Here is a 22,405-nt window from a genome sequence, read left to right as displayed (position 1 = left end):
TATCTAAAAAGATAGCCTTTTTATTTTTTTTGTACTCTTATAATTTTTCTGTAATTTGTTTAGCAATTCGTAACGCTTCTGTACCTTGTTCCAGTGTAACAATAGGTGTGGTATTGTTAATTATAGCATCTGCGAACTGCTCCAACTCGTCTAAAATTGCATTATTTGCACTTATTTCAGGATTTTCAAAGTAAATTTGTTTTTTTTGACCTTCTGCATTTTGCAAAATCATATCAAAATCACCTGGGTTTTCAGGAGCATCTTTCATTCGAACTACTTCCACTTTTTTATCTAAGAAATCAACTGAAATATAAGCATCTTTTTGGAAAAATCGTGATTTCCTCATATTTTTCAACGAAATTCTACTTGCTGTTAAGTTTGCCACACAACCATTTTCAAATTCAATCCGTGCATTGGCAATATCAGGCGACTGACTGATAACCAAAGCTCCACTTGCAGAAATATGTTTCACTTTTGATTTTACTACACTCAAAATCACGTCTATATCGTGAATCATTAAGTCCAATACTACAGGAACATCTGTTCCCCTTGGATTAAATTCTGCCAGTCGATGAGCCTCAATGAACATTGGGTTGGTAATCGTCTCTCTCACAGCAAGAAATGCAGGATTGAAACGTTCCACGTGCCCCACTTGTCCTTTTACATTGTATTTTTTAGCCAAAGTGATAATCTTCTCAGCCTCTTCAATTGTATTGGCTATGGGCTTTTCTATGAAAATATGCTTTCCTTCTGAAATAATTTTTTCGGCACAATCAAAATGATTTAAAGTTGGAGTAACAACATCAACCACATCACAAACTGAAACGAGTTCTTCTATGGAATCAAAACTCTGATAACCAAATTCTTGACTTACTTTTTTTGCATTCTCCTGATCGGAATCATAAAATCCCATTAACTCATATTTTTCTGATTGTTTTAGCAAACGCAAATGAATTTTTCCTAAATGCCCTGCACCTAAAACTCCTACTTTTAGCTTCATTATTTTCTATTTTTGTAGGCACAAAGATACGAAAAATCACAGAAATCTTAAAATTAAATTATTTTCAAAAAAGTATTGTTTCGTAGCTTTATTTTTGTACCTTTGGAAATTATTTACGACAATCAATAGCTTTATTATATTTTATGATATACAATTTTGATCAAATTAATGACCGTAGTAAGAGTGATGCTCTCAAATTAGAAGCCCTTGAATCCCGTTGGGGAAGAACCGACTTACTCCCTATGTGGATTGCCGATATGGATTTCAAAACGCCTCCTTTCATCATTGATGCCTTGAAAAAACGTATGGAATGTGAAATCTTCGGATACACAGCAAAGCCAAAAGCTTGGTATGACTCCATTGTAAATTGGCAAAAACGTCGTTTTGATTGGGAAATTACACCCGAAATGATTTCCTTTTCACCTGGGGTGGTTCCTGCTTTAGCTATGGCGGTTCAAGCTTTTACCAATAAAGGAGATAAGGTTTTAATACAACAACCTGTTTATCAACCTTTTTCTCTCGTAATTGAAAACAATGATCGAGTTATAGTAAATAGTCCTCTTGAACTTGTTGATGAAAAATATCAAATCAATTTTGATAAATTAGAAGAGAATATCAAAGGTTGTAAATTATTCTTATTCTGTCACCCACACAACCCTGGAGGACGTGTTTGGACACGGGAAGAACTTGAAAGAGTAGCACATATCTGCCATAAAAACAATGTCATAATTGTTTCTGATGAAATCCACGCCGACCTAACACTTCCCCCACACAAGCATATTCCTTTTGCTAATGTAAGTGAAGAAGCACGAATGAATACAATTATGTTTGGTTCTCCAAGTAAAGCCTTTAATTTAGCTGGTTTTTCAACCTCATATGCAGTCATCGAAAATCCCGAACTACGTAAAAAGTTTCAAAGTTACGTGGAAGGAAATATGCTTGGAGATGGAAATGTATTTGCTTTTCAGACAGTTATAGCAGCATATACTGAAGGAGAAGAATGGCTAAAGCAATTATTGGCCTACATACAAGGAAATATTAACTTTCTTGTAGATTATATACAGAAAAACATTTCTAAGATTAAAACAATTGTTCCTGAGGCTTCCTATTTGGTATTTTTAGATTTCCGAGCATTGAACTTATGTCACGAAAGTATTGTTAACTTATGTACAGAAAAGGCTTTTCTCGCTCTGAATGATGGTGCTATGTATGGAAAAGAAGGACAAGGTTTTATGCGTATTAATTTGGCTTGTCCTAGAAGTGTAATTGAAAAGGCATTAAATCAACTCAAAAAAGCTGTTGACGATTGTGCGTAACGCTTTAAAATACAATATACATATGAAAGCCAAAGACGTAAAAATCTTTGGCTTTTTTAATCCTTAAAAAATAATTTATCTTTGTCCCCTAAACTATTTCAGCTGTGGTTTTAAAAAAACTTTCAAACTATACAACAGAATTCAAAAGTAACTTCAAAATTGCTTATCCAGTCATTTTTGGAATGTTAGGTCACGCCTTTGTCGGATTTATTGACAACATTATGGTAGGGAAAGTAGGCGTTACAGAACTTGCTGCTGTGGCATTGGGAAATAGTGCTGTTTTCATAGCAATGTCATTCGCAATAGGCTTTTCTACTGCACTTACTCCTCTGATAGCGAAAGCCGATGGAGAAAAAAATAACAAAGAAGCAAAAGCTTATTTAAAACACGGAATAGTCCTAAATGTTATTTTATCACTGATTCTTTTTTTGTTATTACTATTTGCAAAACCACTAATGTACTTAACAGGGCAACCCGAAAATGTGATAAAACTCGCCATTCCTTATACAAATTTGATTGCCTTTTCACTAATTCCTTTGGGATTTTATGTAGCTTTGAAGCAATTTGCCGATGGTTTATCCCTTACAAAACAATCAATGTATGTAACTCTAATAGGAAATGTCATCAACGTGGTTCTCAATTATTTATTTATATACGGAAGTTTCGGATTTCCAAAATTGGGAATTATTGGAGCAGGAGTTGGCACTTTAGTTTCTCGTTTTGCAATGCCCTTTCTTTTATGGTGGATGTTAAAAAACTTAAGCCAGACTCAAGATATGGTTATGCATTTCAATTGGCGTATTTTTGAAATGTCAAAATTCAAAAAAATAACTGCTTTGGGGATTCCATCAGGGTTACAAATGATTTTTGAAGTAGGAATTTTCACTACTGCCATCTGGATGAGTGGAATTTTAGGAGAAAATCATCTGTCTGCTAATCAAATAGCTCTAAACTTAGCTACGATGACATTTATGGTTGCAAACGGACTGGGAGTAACAGCGATGATTCGGGTAGGAAATCAATTAGGTACAAGAAATTATCTGAATTTAAGACGAATTGGACTATCTGTTTTTCTATTAGTACTTTTCACACAATCTTTCTTTGCGATTTTGTTAGCAATTTTCAGATTTTGGCTACCTTCTTTATATTTGGATATGAATGATTTTAGTAAATTAGATAGTAATATTTTAGTCATTGCTGAAGCTGCTCAGTTATTACTCATTGCGGCTATTTTTCAAATATCTGACGGACTACAAGTTACCGCTTTGGGAGCTTTAAGAGGTGTTCAAGATGTGAAAGCACCAATGTACATCACTTTCATTGCTTATTGGGTTGTAAGTTTTCCTATTTCCTACTTTTTAGGGCTTAAAACTGAGTTAGGAACAATGGGAATTTGGATAGGACTTCTTGTAGGACTTACTGTTGCTGCTGTTTGGCTTTTGTGGCGTTTTAATGTGATTTCCAAAAGATTAATTATTCAAAGTAATTAAAAAAGAAAAGTTGAGAAATATTTCTCAACTTTTCTTTTTGTATATTTATTATTCACGATAGATTAGAAAATCCATCTTTTAAAAGCTTCAATTGCAGCATAATCTGCCATACCTAAATCTCTGTATCGCTTAGCTGTTTCGCTGTTTCGTGCTTCTGCTCGTTGCCAGAATTCACGCAAATCATCTCCTTGGAACATAACTCCATCTTTTTGAGATTGGTGGAAGAAAATAGCCTGGCGTTTTTTCAATACCTGTGCAGGACTCATAGGTACAGCCATTTCAATTTCGTGAATATCCCACTCGTGCCAAGCTCCACGATATAACCAAAGCCAACAATCCTTCATATAATCTTTTGATTTCATTCGTTTTAACGCTTCAAAGATAGCATCTAAACAAACTTTATGCGTTCCGTGTGGGTCTGCAAGATCACCAGCTGCATAAATCTGATGTGGTTTCACTTTTTCAATCAAATCCATAATAATCTGAATATCAGCTTCTCCTAAAGGACTTTTTTTGATTGCCCCTGTTTCATAGAAAGGCATATTTAGGAAGTGAACTTGATTATCAGGAACTCCTTCGTAACGTGTCGCTGCCAACGATTCGTGACGACGAATATTTCCTTTCAACATACGCACAGGCAAAGTATCTGTCTCGTTAGATTTTTTGTTATTAAGTGCATCTATTATTTCTTGAACAACTTTCACATCTCCTCCATTTTCTTTTACCACATCTTTGAATACTTCTGCAAATTTCAGAGCTTCGTGGTCAGAAACAGCAATATTTCCTGAAGTTTGATAAGCAATATGTACTTCGTGACCTTGTGATACAAGTCGGTCAAAAGTTCCTCCCATTGAAATCACATCATCATCAGGGTGTGGACTGAAAATAATAACACGTTTTTTATGAGGATATTCACGTTCTGGACGATGCGAATCATCTGCATTTGGTTTTCCTCCTGGCCATCCTGTAATTGTGTGCTGCAATCTGTTAAACATTGCAATGTTCAAATCGTAAGCAGGTCCTGATTCAGCTAACAATTTTGACATACCATTTTCGTTATAATCCTTATCGGTAAGTTTCAAAATTGTTTTTCCAAGATGCTCACATAGCCAAACAATAGCTTTGGCTTTTAAATCTTCATCCCACTCACAATCTGTTACTAACCAAGGAGTTTTGATACGTGTAAGTTGTGCAGAAGCCTCTGTGTCCATTACAAATGTAGCACTATCGTGTTCTTGCAAGTACGTCGCAGGAACTTCAGAGGAGATTTCTCCTTCAATAGCTCGTTTTACAATACTAGCCTTATTACTTCCCCAAGCTAGTAACACAATTCTTCGAGCTTTCATAACCGTTCTTACTCCCATCGTAATAGCCTGTTCTGGAACGTTCGCTATTCCGTGGAAAGCTCCTGAGGCATCAGCTCGTGTGATATGATCTAAGGTGATAATACGAGTTCCAGAATTTCGGTGTGAACCTGGCTCATTGAAGCCTATATGTCCAGTTCTACCAATTCCTAAAAGTTGGAAGTCTATTCCCCCACACTCCTTGATTTTTTTATCGTAATTCAAACAATATTCCACCAACTCTTCTCTCGGAACCATTCCGTCTGGAATATTAATATTTTCCTTTGGAATATCAATATGGTTAAATAAATGTTCGTGCATAAAATACCAATAACTTTGTACGTCATCCTTTTTCATAGGATAATATTCGTCTAAGTTAAAAGTAATCACATTTTTGAAGCTAAGTCCTTCCTCCTTGTGTAAACGTACTAACTCATCATATACTCTAATAGGAGACGACCCTGTAGCCAACCCTAACACGCACGTTTTTCCTTCTGCTTGTTTACTTCTAATCAAATCTGCTATTTCGTGAGCAACAGCAATAGATGCTTCCACCGAATCAGAAAAGATAACATTATGGATTTTTTCAAAACGTGTGTCTTCGAACAATCCCGCTGGTTGATGCTGAATAGATTGTCCATTTTTTTGGATAGTTGTACTCATCTTTATTTTTTTTGGTTGTATTTATCTTGTCTTAAAACGAGGTCAAAGGTACGAAATTATTTACAGATACGAGCAAAAAAAGTAAGATTTTATTTTTGAAAAATTAAGTAAGAAATCAGGTAAAAGTTCAATCTGAAACCCTTTTTGAATAAATTATTCTTATTTTTCTTTTTTCGTAATTATTTTTTTGTATATTTGCAAAAATATTTAATTGTAATAATTTATTTATGAAAAAAATTATTTTATCTGCAATGGCAATCGGAGTTGCTTTCATTGCTTCTGCACAAGAAAAAGGACTTAGCCAAAGTAAATTTTTTGACAATTGGCAAATAGGAACAAATGTAGGTGGGTATTTACCTACTAAAGGTTATGATTTGATTGAAGATGTACGTTTCAATTTTGGGGCTGAATTAAGCAAACAAATCTCTCCTGTATTCCGATTGGGTTTTGATGCAAATGCTTACCTAAACGGAAACTGGCACGGAAGAAACCCTCTTGTTATTGAACACACAAACGTAGCTGTTATTGGGGCACTTAACTTGAACAATCTCTTCGCTGGTTACAAAGGGGAACCTCGTAAATTTGAAATTGAAGCTTTTGCAGGACCAGGATGGATGCACCATTTTATTAAAGGAGACAATAACAACTTCAATTCTATGACAACCAAATTTGGAGCTAACTTTGTGTACAATTTTGGAGCTAACAAAGCTTGGGCTGTTAAATTAACCCCTTCTATTCTTTATTTAATAGATACACCAAGCTCTGATGCTGCTAATAGCCTTAATATCAATAGCTCTTTATCACAAGTTAATGTAGGGATTGTATATCGTTTTAAAGGAAGTAATGGTGCTCATCACTTGACTACGATTGAAGGCAGAAACCAAGCTGAAATTGATCAATTAAACAACAATATCAGCAGTTTGCAAAATCAAGTAAGTAACAAAGAAAGTGAAATAAGCAGTGCTCAACAACGTATCTCTCAACTTGAAAGAGAATTGGAAGAGGCTAAAAACCAAAAACCTGAAGTACAAACAGTTACAAAAACAAAACAAACTTTGGAGTCTGTTGTTACTTTTGGAGTAGGAAAATCAACAGTTGACGCTTCTCAATTACCTAATGTTGAGCGTATTGCAACTTATCTTAAAAAGTATCCTAATAGCCGTGTAGTTATCAAAGGATTTGCTTCTCCAGAAGGAAATGAAGAGAAAAACATAGCATTGGCTAACGCTCGTGCAGAATCTGTTAAAAAAGTTCTTATTGCTCGTTACAAAATTGATGCTAATCGCATCGTAGCTCAAGGAAACGGAATTGGCGATATGTTCTCAGAACCTGAATGGAACAGAGTAAGTATCGCTACTATAGAAGGAAAATAACATTCTTCTATTCAAAATAAAAAAGCCATCGTAATACGATACGATGGCTTTTTTCGTTTTATTATTTTAATAATTATTTTATACTAAAAAAAACTCAAAAAAATATTTTTTAAAAATTATTTCACACAAAATTTGTATTTCATAAATTTTTAAAATAGGTTTGTAAAAATTAAAATTTAACTGAATTATGAAAGCATATATTTTTCCTGGTCAGGGAGCACAATTTGTAGGAATGGGACGCAATTTGTTCGAAAATTCAAATAAGGCAAAAGATTTATTCGAACAGGCAAATCAGATTTTAGGATTCTCCATCACAGAAATTATGTTCAATGGCACTGATGAGGATTTAAAACAAACAAAAGTTACACAACCTGCTATTTTCCTTCACTCAGTGATTTTGAGTAAAGTTTTGGGAAAATCCTTTCAACCAAAAATGGTTGCGGGGCATTCATTAGGCGAATTTTCAGCATTAGTTGCCAATCAAACGCTTTCTTTTGAAGACGGGCTTCAATTGGTTTACAAAAGGGCAATGGCTATGCAAAAAGCCTGTGAATTACAGCCAGGAACAATGGCTGCAGTTTTAGGTTTGGAAGATACTATTGTTGAAGATATTTGCAAAAAAATTGATGGAATTGTCACTCCTGCAAACTACAATTGCCCAGGTCAGTTGGTAATTTCTGGGGAACTTAGTGCTGTTGAAAAAGCTTGTGAAGCGATGAAAAATGCTGGAGCCAAACGAGCCTTAATCTTACCTGTGGGCGGTGCTTTTCATTCCGTTTTGATGAAACCAGCGGAAGAAGAATTGGCAAAAGCTATTGAAAACACATATTTCAACAAGCCTATATGCCCTATATATCAGAATGTTACCACAACGGCAGTTAATAATCCTGATGAAATTAAGAGAAATTTAATCAACCAGCTTACGGCTCCAGTGAAATGGACACAAAGTGTACAACAAATGATTCAAGATGGAGCTTCAGAATTTATAGAAGTTGGTCCAGGAAAAGTATTACAAGGTTTGGTTAAGAAAATCAATAAAGAAGCGATTGTAAGTTCAGCAGAGTAAATTCATTATCAACATAATTCAAAGTTAAGGTAATTAAAATAAGTTACTTTAACTTTGAATTTTTCAAATCCTTTCTTTATCAACTATAAATATGGAAACAATTTTAGAAGTAAGTAATTTATCAAAGAATTTTGGAGGATTCAGAGCGGTCGATAATATTTCGTTCAGAATTGAAAAAGGTAATGTTTATGGGCTACTAGGACCAAACGGGAGCGGAAAATCAACTACTTTAGGTATGATTCTCAATGTTGTGAACGTAACTTCTGGAACTTACCAATGGTTCAGCGGAAATGTATCTAATCAACAGGCACTCAAAAGAATAGGTGCAATTATTGAACGTCCAAATTTCTACCCATATATGTCAGCTTACGAAAATTTGAAATTGGTTTGTAAAATCAAAGAAATTTCTACTGACAAAATTGACAATAAATTAAAACTTGTAGGCTTATGGGAATATAAAGATCGTAAATTCAGAGCTTTTTCATTAGGAATGAAACAACGTTTGGCAATAGCTTCTGCTTTGCTTAACGACCCCGAAATACTAATTCTGGACGAACCCACCAATGGTCTCGACCCACAGGGAATACATAAAATCAGAGAGCTAATACAATATATTGCATCACAAGGTGTTACTGTACTTCTGGCTTCACATTTGTTGGACGAAGTTGAGAAAGTATGCTCTCACGTAATTGTTTTGCGACAAGGAAAAATGCTCTATAATGGACGTGTTGATGAAATCATAAATAATAATGGTTTTATTGAATTATCTTCTCAAAATAATGAAGAATTACTTCTTTTTTTAAGAAATAATCCTAATTTCAGTAAAGTTATTTTAGAAAATGACATTGTTAAAGTTTTTCCGAATACTGATTTAAGTACTGCAGAATTAAACAAATTACTTTTTGACAGAGGTTTTCTACTTTCACATTTAGTCAGAAAAAAAGAAAGCCTTGAAAATCAATTCTTAAAGTTAACCAACAACCTAAATTAAACATTATGTTACGATTATTACAAATTGAACTTATTAAAATCTGGAATAACAAAAGTAGCCGATTTTTAATGTTTTCCTATTTTGGGTTACTAATGTTTCTTTTTTTGTTTTCGATGGTGAAAATTGATTTCGGTGGTTTTGAATTTCATCTGGCAAAGCAAGGAATTTTTGACTTTCCATATATCTGGCATTTCAACACATATGTTGCCGATTACTTCAAATTATTTTTGGCGATTGTTATCGTGTCGATGATTGCCAATGAATATAGCAATAAAACACTGAAACAAAACCTCATAGATGGATTAAGCAAAAAAGAATTTGTTCTTTCAAAATTTCTTACTACAGTCCTATTCGCTTTAGTTTCAACCATTATGGTTTTTATTATTTCGATGATTTTAGGACTTATATATTCAAGTTTTGATGAAATGGGAATTATTTTCTCACAAATGGAATTTCTTCCTGCTTATTTTCTGAAATTAGTTGGTTTCTTTAGTATTTGTCTATTTTTTGCAGTATTAACGAAAAAATCTGCATTTTCTTTAGGTTTTTTGGTGCTTTGGAGTATTGTAGAAACCATCATTTCTGGTATTTCTTCGTATAATGATGGTAAATTAAATTTTCTTGTTCGTTTGCTTCCGTTAAAGTCTATGGGTAGCCTCATTAAAGAGCCTTTTACTAGAATGTCAGGAGTTAGAACAGCAGCAAATCAGGTTGGTGTGGAGTTAAACGCAGAATATGGTGTCAACTTAACAGATATTATGATTACTTCTGTTTGGATTATTATTTTTATTTATTTTTCATATTATTTGATAAAAAGAAGAGATTTATAAGAAAAAGAGACGTAAATATGTAGATTTTACGTCTCTTTTTTTTATTTTATAAAATATGTTTATGAGCTCTGTAAGATGAACGAACCAAAGCACCACTTTCAACGTGTCGGAAACCTAACGACTCCCCTATTTCTTTATATTTGGCAAATTGTTCTGGCGTAACAAACTGCTTAACAGGTAAATGTCTTTTAGATGGTTGTAAATACTGACCAATAGTAAGCACATCTAAGTTTACCGCTTTCAAATCGTGAAGTGTTTCTATAACTTCTTCCTCCGTTTCACCAAGTCCGAGCATTATCCCTGACTTTGTGCGTTTTGCACCATTTTCTTTCAAATATTTCAAAACTCCTAAACTTCGGTCATACTTTGCTTGAATACGGACTTCTCTTGTCAAGCGACGAACAGTTTCCATATTATGTGAAATTACTTCTGGAGAAACTTTCAGGATACGATCTAAATGCCTTTCTATCCCTTGAAAATCAGGAATAAGCGTCTCTAAGGTAGTTTCGGGATTCATTCTGCGAATAGCACTCACCGTTTCAGCCCATATTATGCTTCCCATATCTTTCAAATCATCACGATCAACCGAAGTTATCACAGCGTGTTTGATGTTCATAAGTTTGATGGAACGAGCCACTTTTTCAGGTTCTTCCCAATCCAAACCCTCAGGACGTCCTGTTTTCACTCCACAAAATCCACAGGAACGCGTACAAATATTCCCTAAAATCATAAACGTAGCCGTACCCTCTCCCCAACATTCGCCCATATTTGGACAACTTCCCGAGGTACAAATTGTATGGAGATTATATTTATCAACTACATTTCTAAGCTCTGTATATTTCTTCCCAGTTGGTAATTTTACACGAATCCATTTTGGTTTGCCTTTCGGAGGAAAAACATTTTTCTCCATTGTAGCATTTTCAATACTCATAATCTATATTGCTTGTAAATGATCCCCAAAGGTACAGCTTTTTTCTGAAATAGCAATATCTATTTAACTATGTATTTAGCCCCTTTTATTGTCCTAAACTCAACTTCTCTATCTTTCTTTTGTTTTTTAACAACACATTTCCCAGCACGATAAATACTCTTTCCTGCAGGAAGAAATACTTTACACTTATGTCCATTTAAGGAAATTATTTCTGCTTGTGTTAGAGAATGATTTTTCCATAAGAAACTCACTTCAAATCCATTACGAGCTTTCATTCCTTTCATTTCTCCATCTTTCCAATCAGGATGTGTAGGTAATGCTGGTAAAAAACGGATTGTATTATTTTTTCCGTGACTTTGTAATAACATTTCGGCAATTCCAGCAACTCCTCCAAAATTACCATCTATTTGGAATGGCGGATGTGCACAGAATAAATTCGGATATGTTCCACCAAGTTGACCACTATTTACCTCAGGGCTAACTGGTTTTAGTAATTGTCTTATCAGCATAAGAGCGTGGTTACCATCTTGCAATCTTGCCCAAAAGTTGATTTTCCAAGCTCTTGACCAACCGGTTCCCCCATCTCCTCGCATTTGTAACGTTTTTTGTGCTGCTTGGGCAAGTTCTGGCGTATCCCAAGGTGTAATTTCATCATAAGGATACAACCCGTATAAATGTGAAACGTGACGATGTGTAGGTTCTGCATCATCCCAATCATCAAGCCATTCATTCAAATCTCCATTTTTACCAATAGTATTGGGAGCTGTATTTTGTATAATATCAATCCAAGATTTATGTTTGTCTTTATCAACATTTAATATCTTGGATGACTTCAACACATTGGAAAACAACTCTCTAATAATTTGCATATCTATAGTTGGTCCCATACAGGTAAAGCCTGTCTGCTTTTTACCATCTTGCATTTCAGGTAATATGTAGGCATTTTCAGGAGAATTCGAGGGAGCCGTCACCCAATATCCCGTTTTAGTATCTTTAATTAGAATATTTTCAAAAAATTGTGCTGCTCCTTTCAAAACAGGATAATATTCTTTCAAAAAATCAATATCTTGCGTAAACTTGTAATGTTCCCAGATATGTTCGCAAAGCCAAGCTCCTCCCGTAAGAGTTGATCCCCAACTTGCTCCCTCACCAGGAGAAGTAAAAAACCAAGGATTGCTAACCACGTGAGCTACCCACCCATTAGCATTATAATACGCCCTTGCCGTCTTCTCTCCATTAGGAATCAAATTTTTTGTAAAGCGATGTAATGGTTCAGTTAAATCAGATAAATTTGTGGATTCTGCTAACCAATAATTCATTTGCACATTGATATTCAGATGATAATCTCCATTCCAAGGAGTTTGGTATTCTTCTGCCCACAAACCTTGTAGATTAGCAGGTAACAATCCTTTTCGAGACGAAGAAATTAATAAATATCTACCAAAATTGTAATACAAAACAGGTAGTAAAGCATCTTTTTCCCCTTTATGAAATCTTTCCAAACGTTGTAAAGTAGTCAGTCCTTCTAAATTCGCATTATTAGGCATTATCCAACGATTGCGATTGAATATTTTTTGATATTCTTTTTGGCTTTCTATCAAAGATTCATTAAAATTTCTTGTTGATTTATCAAGATATCCTTTTGTTTTAGCCAAAATATCTTCATTGACGAGTTTACCTTCTTCATTATTATAATTAGTTGAGGCGCTTATTCTTAAAACAATTTCTTTAGCAGCCACAACTCCTATATGTGAAGTTTTTGTCTGTAAAATTCCGTCAGCATACACCTCAACAATGGTTCCAAATTCCATTCCTTTTTCTTCCTCATTAGGAAGCACCCCTTTCATAACTATCTTATCATCTTTGTAATAAATGGAAGCATTTTCCTTTCTAAAAAGAGAAATATCCAAATCCAAAGGCTCTGTTGCTGAAAATTTAATCCACACTAAATCATTAACAAAATCAGCGAAAGCCTCTTGCTGAATTTTATTGCCTTCCCGCTCAAAAGAAGTTCTGGCAATTGCTTTTTCTACATCAAGGACACGTTTGTAATTTGTTGTAGGAACTTCTGATTTCCAATCAATTTTAAGCTCTCCTAAAATTTGATAACAACCATAGTGACAGTTTGCTCCTTTGCCAAAGCAAGTTCCTTTTCCTTTAGCAACAAAATGTTTTTGTAATATTTGTTGAGCTTCCAGATTTTTACCTTTTAAGAGTAAATCTTGAATTTCCTTCAAGTAAGAATGTGCCTGAGGATTATCACCTTCTTGAGCACCTCCTGACCAAAGTGAAATTTCATTCAACACAATTTTCTCAATGTCAGTTCTACCAAAAATCATAGCTCCCAGCCGTCCATTTCCTATAGGTAGACTCTCTGTGAAATAATCTGCTGGTTTATCAAATACGACAGAAACGTCCTGATTTTGAGCTTTTATCCCTAATGTAAAACAGCTCAGTAACAATAAAATAAGTAAGGTTGGTTTGTTCATAGAAAAAATAATTTTAAAACTTTTTATAATCTATTTTCAATAAAACTATCAAATATTTATGAAGCAAAAATCCTAAGAAAATTATTCCTTAGGATTTTAAAAAGTAACATATATGGCTATGTTTTTATTTATTTCAACTCAAACGTTGCTCTACGTGCGATTTGACGTGCTCTTGGAGAGGTTTTATTTACAGATGTATCTTCTCCTCTTCCTTCTGTAGATATTCTAGAAGCGTCAACACCTGCATCAATCAACAACTTCTTAACAGCCTCTGCTCTTTTGTTAGAAAGAGATTGATTGTAGTTAGTTCCACCAAGTTCATCTGCAAATCCTACGATATTGATATTTGCACCAGAATTAGATTTCAAGAACTTAGCAACAAAATCAACTGCCCAAGTTGAAGATATTTGTGGTTTTGATGAATTGAAATCAAAATATGTGCTGATATAACCTTTTCTGATTAAGTCTGCCGCCATATCACCGCCGTCTTCAATCAAAGACTTCACGCTTTCTTTAGTTGCATAATTATCGTTTACATAACTCTCAACTTCATCAGGAACACCATTTCCGTTTGCATCATTCATTTTGTTTTGCTTGTTAGCAACTTCTTGTTGCAATCCTGAAACATCTCCCTCCAACGAAGCTAAACGTTCTTCAATTTTTTCAAATTTGCTTCCTTCGTGATGCCAATCAGCGTGTTTTCCGTGTTTTCCTAAAGCGATTTGCAAACCAATTGTAGCCGCAACATTAACTCCTTGAATACCCCTTCTGTCTGATTCAGAGAAAGTATCGAATGTTCTCTGTTGTCTAGCATTAAAGAAAATTGAAGCATCCGCTAACAAAGTTACTCTGTTAGAAATTCGCAACTGAGGTGTTAAACCTGCTACGATAAACGCTACCTGATCAGCACTTGGAAGAGCCTTACTATTAAGTTGCCCGTACCCTACCCCAGCGTGAGCAAGTAAACCTAAATCACTTGTCCACTCCTCAAAAGATAGAACTCGACCTACATTAGCAACTCCCTGCAAGTTTACATTCCAGAAACTTGATTCAAACTTATTACTTTTATCACCTTCCTCGAAAGAATCATATCCTCCTCCTAAACGAAGTCCGAATTTATTGTTAAACATATAACGAACTCCTGCGTTTGCTCCCCACAAACTTGGTGTTGATGTTGAATACTGAGCTGAAAAAGGAGCTATTGGCTTATTTATTCCTCCGTTTAAATCAACCAACCATTTGTTGTAATTTTCCTGAGCTTGAGCTCCAACAAAAATTAGCGAAGCCAGAGCAAAAATGTGTTTTTTCATACTATTTCTAAATTACTTTAATTATTCGTTGGGGCAAATATACATTTTTTTAACTCAAGAAAATCACTTTAACTATTTTTTAACGTTTTTCTTTATGCTTTAATAACATCCTCTCCAGTGGAGTTATTGAGCTATCAATTCCTTCTTCAAATGTTTTGAATTGCTTTTTAACTACCAAACTCTCTCCTGGAACGTGTACCTTTATTTCCACAATCTTATTTTCTTTTGAACTTGTATTTTCCAATTTTAAATGAACATCTGCTTCTATTATTTTATCATAAAAATGATCCAATTTATCCATTTTTTTCTGAATAAAATCAACTAATTTTTGATCTACCGTAAAACCTACTGGGTGTACATAAACTTTCATAAACTAAACTTTTTTAAAAGGTTTAACAATCTACTTTATTTTTCACATTTATTAGTCATTTGCTCTAGGATGTGCCTTTTTGTATTGTTTTTTAAGTTCAGCTAAACTCGTGTTGGTATAAACCTGAGTCGCAGCCAAACTTGAATGCCCCAACAATTCCTTAACTGTATTCAAATCCGCCCCATTATCTAACAAATGACTTGCAAATGAATGTCTTAACATATGTGGACTAACATCTTGCTTTGTAGTCACCGCACTAAAGTACGAATTAATTATCCGATAAACAAATGTTGGGTACATTTTTTTACCATTTTTGGCTAAAAATAAAAAATCCTCGCTATTTTCATTAACCACTTCCTCTCTCATTTCAAGATACATTTTTAGAATTTCTTCAACCTGAGGAAGCATCGGTATCAATCTTTCTTTGTTGCGTTTTCCGAGAACTTTAATTTGTTTCTGACTGAAATCCAAATCATTAACTTTTAGTGAAATCAACTCTGAGCGTCTCATTCCTGTTGCATAAAGCACCTCTATGATGGTTCTATCCCTAACTTGCTCAAAATCACTCTTATTAGAAAAACAAGACAACGCCCTTTCTATTTCTTTTTCAGAAAAAGGAAGTTTTACTTTTTTTTCTATTTTCAAAGGCATTATCCCTTTTTCAAACGGACTAACTTCAATTTGATTTGTCTTTTTCAAAAATGAATAATAAGCCTTCAAAGCCGATAACTTCCGATTGATACTTCTAAAAGAAATTGATTGATTTGAAAGCTCAATAATCCAACTTCTAACATCATCATAGGAAGCACTTCCCAAACTACATTCCTTTTCTCTCTCGTCATAAACATTCTTTACAAACTTTTCAAAAGCTCTAAGATCGTTTTTATAAGCCTCTATTGTATGTTTTGAATATTTTTTCTCGATGGAGAGGTAATCCATAAACTCAACACACATTACTTCAATTATTTTAATTACACAATCAAATTTTCTACTCCCCTACATTTGGATTTTCCTGCTACGAAGATAAAAAATAAAAGAAGAAATAAGCGTTAAAAAAGAGTTAATTTTCTAAATATATGATTAATTTTTTATATAATAGCTTTAGCACTATTAATCATACGCACAATGTATTAATACTTATCGTTAGCTAATCTTGAAAAAATCAAATATGAAGCTTTTGTAATTTCCACAATTTTTTCCCAATTAAGTTTATCGGAATGATCTGTAGGTTTGTGATAATCAGGATGTCCATCGGTATGAAACCATACAATTGGAATTTTGTGAATTGCAAACGAAGCATTATCACTTCCTCCTATAGGATTATCCCAAGCTCTGTAATCTGGCTGTAAATCAATTTTGTACTTTTGAATGTCTGATTTAAGCCAATCTCCAAAAATGGGATGAGAAGCCGTGTAAAAATACACGAAATAATTAGGTTGTTCTGGACGATTATTTCTCCCTATCATATCATAGTTCAAATATGCTTTAATCTGATTTCGGAAGGAACAATTATCCGTAAAATACTTAGAACCAAGCAATCCTCTTTCTTCTCCGTCCCAAAAAGCAAATATGATTGTTCGCAAAGGCTGTTCTCCAGACTTTTTAAATGCTTTTGCCAACTGTAATACAGCTGAAACACCCGAAGCATTATCATCTGCACCATTATATATTTGGTCTCCTTCAAGATATTTATCCATTCCCAAATGGTCATAATGAGCCCCTACGATAACGTATTCATCTGCTTTTTTACCTTTAATCATTCCCAAAACATTTGCCATTTCCAAGCGATAATGTGTAGTGTTTTTCAAATGATTAATAACAGAATCAACCACAGTGTATCTTTTCGATTCTTTTGACTGACTATCAGCTCTGTAAGCAGAAAAATGTTGTAAATATCCGTCAGAGAAAAATGGTTCTACCCCTATTTGTCTTAACTGCGAAACGATATAGTTTCGAGCTATACGTCCGCCCTGAAATCCTGATTCACGCCCTTCCAAAGCATCATCTGCCAAAAAATTGATGTGTGCTTCTGCTGTTTGTCTGTCAATACTTTTTAATCCTTCTTGAAGAGATTTTTGACCATAACAAACCGAAATACAAAACATTAAATACAAAAGAATATATTTCATTTCAAAACTAATTTTGATTTATACCTAATTTATTCTCAAATGAATTTCGCTTCTTCCTCAAACGAAAATCCATTTAATAAGTCGTTAGCTTTCATACGTTTTTTACCAGGAATTTGCAATTCTAACAAATTTACAAAACCATCTTTTACCGCTACATATATTTGTTTATTTTGCACTTTTATTTTCCCATTAGGAAAAGAATGATTTTCTTCCTGAAAAACAGCATCATATATCTTTATATTCATTTCTTCTCCTTTGTGAGGCAAAATTGTCCAAGCGGTTGGATAAGGACTCATTCCTCGTATTAACCTCTCAATGTTGATGCCTTCCTCTTGCCAATTCACTCTGCAAGTTTCTTTATAAATTTTTGGAGCTTCTGCAAAAAACTCATTCATAGGTTGTTGCATAACTTTGTAAGTTCCTTTTTCTATCTCATCAACTGTTTGTAATACCAACGATGCTCCTTGCACCATTAGTTTATCGTGCAGAGTTCCTGCTGTTTCTCTATCCGAAATCACCATTTCTGACTGTAAAATAATCGCTCCTGTATCTATCTTCTCATCTATAAAAAATGTTGTAACCCCTGTCTTTTTTTCTCCATTAATAATTGCCCAATTAATAGGAGCAGAACCTCTATAATTAGGTAATAATGAAGCGTGTAGGTTAAACGTTCCGTATTTAGGTAACTGCCAGACCACTTTGGGAAGCATACGAAAAGCAACCACAATTTGCAAATCAGGTTTTAATTCTTTCAACGAATTAACAAACTCTTCATTTTTCAAGTTTGTTGGCTGAAATACAGGAAGTTGTTTTTTTTCAGCATATATTTTAACTGGTGAAGATTGTAATTTTTGTCCTCTACCGACAAGTTTATCAGGTATGGTAACAACTCCAACAACATTGTACTCATTTTCAACTAATTGTTTTAAGATTTCCAATGCAAAATCGGGAGTTCCCATAAAAATTATTCTAAGATTTTTCATTAGATGTTTCTTTTTAAGACGTTTTAAGTTGTAAAAACATTATATGCAAAGATACTATTTTTTATCGAACTTGTTATTTGTATAAATCTTTATTTTTACTTATCTTTGCGAATAGAATCATATAAAAAGACAGATTATGGAAATCAACGAAAAAATAAATGAAACCGCACGTATCATACAATCTTACATTTCGGAACACACTCCTGAGTTTGCAGTTATCTTAGGCTCAGGACTTAGCAAACTGCAAGATGAAGTGGAGGTTATTTCAGAAATAAAATATTCAAACATTCCAAATTTCCCAAAATCGACAGTTTCAGGACACACTGGAAAGCTAATTTATGGAAAGATAGAAAATCGTTATGTTTTGATGATGGCTGGTCGGGTACATTATTATGAGGGATATTCTATGCAGGAAGTTACTTTCCCCATTCGTGTATTCCACAAGTTAGGTATTAAGCGATTAATACTTTCGAATGCTTCTGGAGGAGTAAATCCAAACTTCTCAATTGGAGATATTATGATTATTCGTGACCACATTAATTTATTTCCAGAACACCCCCTACGAGGCAAAAATTTAGATCAATTTGGAGTTCGATTTCCTGATATGAGCAAACCTTACAATCACGAAATGATTGCTCAACTAGAAGAAATCGCAAAAAACAACAATATAAAGGTTCAAAAAGGTGTATATGTAGGTTTACAAGGACCTTCGTTTGAAACTCCTGCTGAGTACGGAATGGTTCGAATTTTAGGAGGAGATGCTGTGGGAATGAGTACTGTTCCTGAAACAATTGTTGCCAGACATCAAAATATGGACGTTTGTGCCATTTCTGTAATCACAGATTTAGGAGGCCCTGAAATTTCACCAAACGTTTCTCACGAAGAAGTGCTAAATGCAGCAAACAAAGCAATGCCTAACATCATATTATTAGTAAAGAATCTTATAAAAAACTACAGATAATACACATAAAGTGTTAAAAAACTCTGATAAAAGATAAATTTTCACAATCTTTTATCAGAGTTTTAATTTTAACTTTTCCATAACAACCATATATTTCCCTTTTACCTAATTTTGCACCTTAATTGATGAGATGATTAAATGATGAATAGGCTACTACTTTTACTACTACTCCCCTCTTTTTTAATTTCTTGCAAGAATACTAAACAACAAGATTATGCTTTCCTAAAAGGCTTTTTCCCTAACGCAAAAGACTCACTAATTATCCTGTATCACAATAACAATCCTATTGATACAGTGACTTTCAACGAAAATAAAAAATTTTCATTACGTTTGAGTCTTAGTGAGGGGGAGTTGTATCATTTTGAAGTAGATAACAACTATCAATATATATTTTTGGAGCCAAAAGATAGCCTAATTATTTCTGCTAACGCACTAAATTTTCACGAAACAATATCTTTTTCTGGAAAAGGTGCGGCAGTTAATAGCTTTATATCACAGCAGACTAACGACTTTGATAAGGAAAACCTAACACTAAAAAAGTTTAACTTATTACTGCCCGACGATTACAGAAAAAAAATGGATTCTGTGTATAAAGCGAAAATCCGAATGTATGATGCATTTATAGAAAAAAATCCAGATCTTTCCGAAAAAGCGAAAAATATTGCTTTGGTTAGTTCTACTTTTCCATTATACAAAGAAATGGAAACTTTTGCCTTTGTATTTCAGAAAGATAATCGAAATCCTGCTACAGGCTTTCTGTTACCAAAAAATTTCTATGATTACAGAAGGAAGATAAATTTCAATGATCATTTTTTGGAATATTATCGTCCATACTATGGATATATGGTTATGTTTATCAATAATTTAGCTTTAAAAAAATTAGGACTGAAATCTGGACGTACTGACGTTAATAGAGAGGAAGATTTCCACCTAAAAAAAATTAAAGTAATTGATAGTATTTTTCCTTCTGGAAGTATGAGAGATAACTTGTACAGAAATGCCGCTTACTCATATGTATTTAATATTCAGCACAATGGAGAATGTCAATGTTATGTAGATGAGTTCAATAAATACAATGAGAATAACATACACAAAGCAGAATTGGAATCGTTCTTCAAAAGTACAATAGCTTTGCAAACAGGAAGTATGCCTCCTAATTTTGAAGTTATTGACCTCAAGAAAAATCTTACAAATTTATCTAGAATAGTAAAACCTGAAACCACTGTATATTATTTCTGGTCTGTAAATCAGCCCGAAATGTCGAGTCTAATATTCAACAGAGTTTTACAATTGAGGGCATTATTTCCTGATATTCAATTTACTGGAATTGATGTAGGGCAAGACGTTGAGGAATGGCTCAAAAAAGCTCCTTCCGTTCAAGGTATTGAGCAATTTCACGCTACTGATTTTACGGATTTATCACGTAAATTTCTTATAAATAATATTAGTAAGTCCTTTATACTTGGCAAAGACACACGAATTATTTCAGCTTTTGAAAGCATATTTAGCCCCAATATAGAGAAAATACTCCTTAATAATTAAATAGTCTTTCTACAAAAGCACTTGTTTTTATGTATTCTTTTGAGTACTTTTGTGCTTAATTTTTTTCAGTTTATGCTTGTAAAGATATACGGAAGTGCTGTTTTTGGGGTAGAAGCCACCACCATCACCATTGAAGTCAACATTGATAAAGGCGTTGGATATCATTTGGTGGGGTTACCTGATAGTGCCATTAAAGAAAGTAGCTATCGTATTGGAGCGGCATTACAAAACAATGGCTATAAAATTCCTGGAAAAAAGATTACTATCAATATGGCTCCTGCCGATATGCGTAAAGAAGGCTCAGCGTACGATTTGAGTTTTGCCATCGGGATTTTAGCCGCTAACGGACAAGTACAAGCTGATGATTTAGAGAGATATATCATTATGGGTGAGCTTTCTTTGGACGGAAGTCTTCAGCCTATAAAAGGAGCTTTGCCTATTGCCATACAAGCACGTAAAGAGGGGTTCAAAGGCTTCATTCTACCTGCTCAAAATGCCAAAGAAGCTGCCATAGTTGATAATTTGGAAGTTTACGGCGTTGAAAACATTAAAGATGTGATTGATTTCTTCAACGGAGAAAAAAATCTCGAAAAAACAGAAATCGACACACGAAAAGAATTCTTCAAAAACTTGGATTTTCCTGAATTTGACTTTGCAGATGTTAAAGGACAAGAATCCATAAAACGATGTATGGAAATTGCAGCGGCAGGTGGGCATAATATCATTTTGATTGGTCCTCCTGGTTCAGGTAAAACAATGTTAGCCAAACGATTACCCAGTATTCTTCCACCAATGACCTTACACGAAGCGTTGGAAACCACCAAGATACACAGTGTAGTGGGGCGAATTAAAGAGAGTGGATTGATGAGCCATCGCCCATTTCGCAGTCCGCATCATACCATTTCAGATGTCGCTTTGGTAGGAGGAGGTGCTTATCCGCAGCCAGGTGAAATTTCGTTGGCTCATAATGGCGTTCTTTTTCTTGACGAACTTCCTGAATTTAAGCGTTCTGTATTAGAAGTGATGCGTCAGCCCTTGGAAGACAGAGAAGTAACCATTTCAAGAGCTAAATTTTCGGTTACATATCCTGCTTCATTTACGTTGGTAGCGAGTATGAATCCGAGTCCAAGTGGCTATTTTAACGACCCCGACGCTCCTGTTACCTCAACACCTGCCGAAATGCAGCGTTATCTAAGCAAAATTTCAGGACCTTTGTTAGACCGAATTGATATTCATATTGAGGTAAATCCTGTACCTTTCGAAAAACTTTCGTGTGAGCAAAAAGCTGAAAGTAGCAATGTTATTCGCCAACGAGTGATTGAAGCACGAAATGTTCAGACACAACGATTTAGTGAATATCCTAATATTCATTACAATGCACAAATGAACACCAAACAAATCCGAAAATATTGTAAATTGGACGAGGCTTCGTTAGAACTCCTCAAAAATGCAATGCAACGGCTCAACCTTTCGGCACGTGCTTACGACCGAATTCTGAAAGTAGCCCGAACCATTGCTGATTTAGAAAAATCCGAAAACGTAAAACAACATCACATCGGAGAGGCAATTCAATATCGAAGTTTGGATAGAGAAGGCTGGTTTGGAAAATAACCAATAA

The 22,405-nt window shown here is 34.3% G+C and carries 18 protein-coding genes; 9 read left to right on the top strand and 9 right to left on the bottom strand.

Going from position 1 to position 22,405, the window contains the following annotated elements:
* Positions 1–37 precede the first annotated feature (37 nt).
* Entirely contained in the window at positions 38–1,003 is a 966-nt protein-coding gene (locus tag CGC48_RS10060; RefSeq protein ID WP_098029462.1) for a Gfo/Idh/MocA family protein, read from the bottom strand.
* Between the two features lie 140 nt (positions 1,004–1,143).
* Between CGC48_RS10060 and CGC48_RS10055 the strand changes: the two genes are divergently transcribed.
* Positions 1,144–2,316 (top strand): MalY/PatB family protein, encoded by a 1,173-nt coding sequence (locus tag CGC48_RS10055; protein WP_098029461.1) that lies wholly within the window; start codon positions 1,144–1,146, stop codon positions 2,314–2,316.
* A 104-nt stretch (positions 2,317–2,420) separates the two neighbouring features.
* Positions 2,421–3,806 carry an MATE family efflux transporter gene (locus CGC48_RS10050; RefSeq protein WP_098029460.1) on the top strand — a complete coding sequence of 462 codons (1,386 nt, stop codon included), beginning with the start codon at positions 2,421–2,423 and terminating at the stop codon, positions 3,804–3,806.
* Positions 3,807–3,868: 62 nt separating this feature from the next.
* Here CGC48_RS10050 and nagB read toward each other — a convergent pair whose 3' ends face one another.
* Positions 3,869–5,812 carry a glucosamine-6-phosphate deaminase gene (gene nagB, locus CGC48_RS10045; protein ID WP_098029459.1) on the bottom strand — a complete coding sequence of 648 codons (1,944 nt, stop codon included), beginning with the start codon at positions 5,810–5,812 and terminating at the stop codon, positions 3,869–3,871.
* A 227-nt stretch (positions 5,813–6,039) separates the two neighbouring features.
* On the opposite strand from nagB, the gene CGC48_RS10040 reads away from it, so the two are divergent.
* The 4 genes from CGC48_RS10040 (at position 6,040) to CGC48_RS10025 (ending at position 10,072) form a co-directional block, all read left to right on the top strand.
* Positions 6,040–7,185, top strand: a complete 1,146-nt coding sequence (locus CGC48_RS10040; RefSeq protein WP_098029458.1) for an OmpA family protein — start codon at positions 6,040–6,042, stop codon at positions 7,183–7,185.
* Between the two features lie 187 nt (positions 7,186–7,372).
* Positions 7,373–8,251, top strand: coding sequence for an ACP S-malonyltransferase (fabD, locus tag CGC48_RS10035; protein ID WP_098029457.1), 879 nt, complete (start codon positions 7,373–7,375; stop codon positions 8,249–8,251).
* 91 nt (positions 8,252–8,342) lie between these two features.
* Positions 8,343–9,242, top strand: coding sequence for an ABC transporter ATP-binding protein (locus tag CGC48_RS10030; RefSeq protein WP_098029456.1), 900 nt, complete (start codon positions 8,343–8,345; stop codon positions 9,240–9,242).
* A 5-nt stretch (positions 9,243–9,247) separates the two neighbouring features.
* Positions 9,248–10,072, top strand: coding sequence for an ABC transporter permease (locus CGC48_RS10025; RefSeq protein WP_098029455.1), 825 nt, complete (start codon positions 9,248–9,250; stop codon positions 10,070–10,072).
* Between the two features lie 46 nt (positions 10,073–10,118).
* On the opposite strand, the gene lipA is transcribed toward CGC48_RS10025, so the two are convergent.
* From lipA to fmt, 7 genes are all read right to left on the bottom strand, one after another.
* Positions 10,119–11,003: a lipoyl synthase gene (gene lipA / locus CGC48_RS10020; protein ID WP_018279040.1), complete on the bottom strand. Its 885-nt coding sequence runs from the start codon at positions 11,001–11,003 to the stop codon at positions 10,119–10,121.
* A gap of 59 nt (positions 11,004–11,062) precedes the next feature.
* A complete protein-coding gene (locus CGC48_RS10015) occupies positions 11,063–13,492 on the bottom strand; it encodes a glycoside hydrolase family 95 protein (protein ID WP_232780501.1) in 2,430 nt (809 codons plus the stop codon).
* 128 nt (positions 13,493–13,620) lie between these two features.
* Positions 13,621–14,802, bottom strand: coding sequence for an OmpA family protein (locus CGC48_RS10010; protein ID WP_098029454.1), 1,182 nt, complete (start codon positions 14,800–14,802; stop codon positions 13,621–13,623).
* Positions 14,803–14,881: 79 nt separating this feature from the next.
* Complete coding sequence (gene hpf, locus CGC48_RS10005; RefSeq protein WP_098029453.1) at positions 14,882–15,172, bottom strand: ribosome hibernation-promoting factor, HPF/YfiA family; 291 nt, start codon at positions 15,170–15,172, stop codon at positions 14,882–14,884.
* Between the two features lie 51 nt (positions 15,173–15,223).
* Positions 15,224–16,126 carry a tyrosine-type recombinase/integrase gene (locus tag CGC48_RS10000; protein WP_098029452.1) on the bottom strand — a complete coding sequence of 301 codons (903 nt, stop codon included), beginning with the start codon at positions 16,124–16,126 and terminating at the stop codon, positions 15,224–15,226.
* Between the two features lie 176 nt (positions 16,127–16,302).
* A complete protein-coding gene (locus CGC48_RS09995) occupies positions 16,303–17,301 on the bottom strand; it encodes a M28 family metallopeptidase (RefSeq protein ID WP_098029451.1) in 999 nt (332 codons plus the stop codon).
* A gap of 35 nt (positions 17,302–17,336) precedes the next feature.
* Positions 17,337–18,284, bottom strand: a complete 948-nt coding sequence (gene fmt / locus CGC48_RS09990) for a methionyl-tRNA formyltransferase (protein WP_098029450.1) — start codon at positions 18,282–18,284, stop codon at positions 17,337–17,339.
* Positions 18,285–18,420: 136 nt separating this feature from the next.
* Between fmt and CGC48_RS09985 the strand changes: the two genes are divergently transcribed.
* The 3 genes from CGC48_RS09985 (at position 18,421) to CGC48_RS09975 (ending at position 22,398) form a co-directional block, all read left to right on the top strand.
* On the top strand, positions 18,421–19,245 hold the full coding sequence (locus CGC48_RS09985; protein WP_018279048.1) for a purine-nucleoside phosphorylase: 825 nt from the start codon (positions 18,421–18,423) through the stop codon (positions 19,243–19,245).
* Between the two features lie 138 nt (positions 19,246–19,383).
* Positions 19,384–20,787, top strand: coding sequence for a TlpA family protein disulfide reductase (locus tag CGC48_RS09980; protein ID WP_098029449.1), 1,404 nt, complete (start codon positions 19,384–19,386; stop codon positions 20,785–20,787).
* Between the two features lie 72 nt (positions 20,788–20,859).
* A complete protein-coding gene (locus tag CGC48_RS09975) occupies positions 20,860–22,398 on the top strand; it encodes a YifB family Mg chelatase-like AAA ATPase (protein ID WP_098029448.1) in 1,539 nt (512 codons plus the stop codon).
* The last annotated feature ends 7 nt before the right edge of the window (positions 22,399–22,405 follow it).

The sequence above is a fragment of the Capnocytophaga cynodegmi genome (assembly GCF_002302475.1).
Taxonomy (GTDB): Bacteria; Bacteroidota; Bacteroidia; order Flavobacteriales; family Flavobacteriaceae; genus Capnocytophaga; species Capnocytophaga cynodegmi.
Note: the sequence above shows the minus strand (reverse complement) of the source record. Positions and strands in the feature narration are given on the sequence as shown.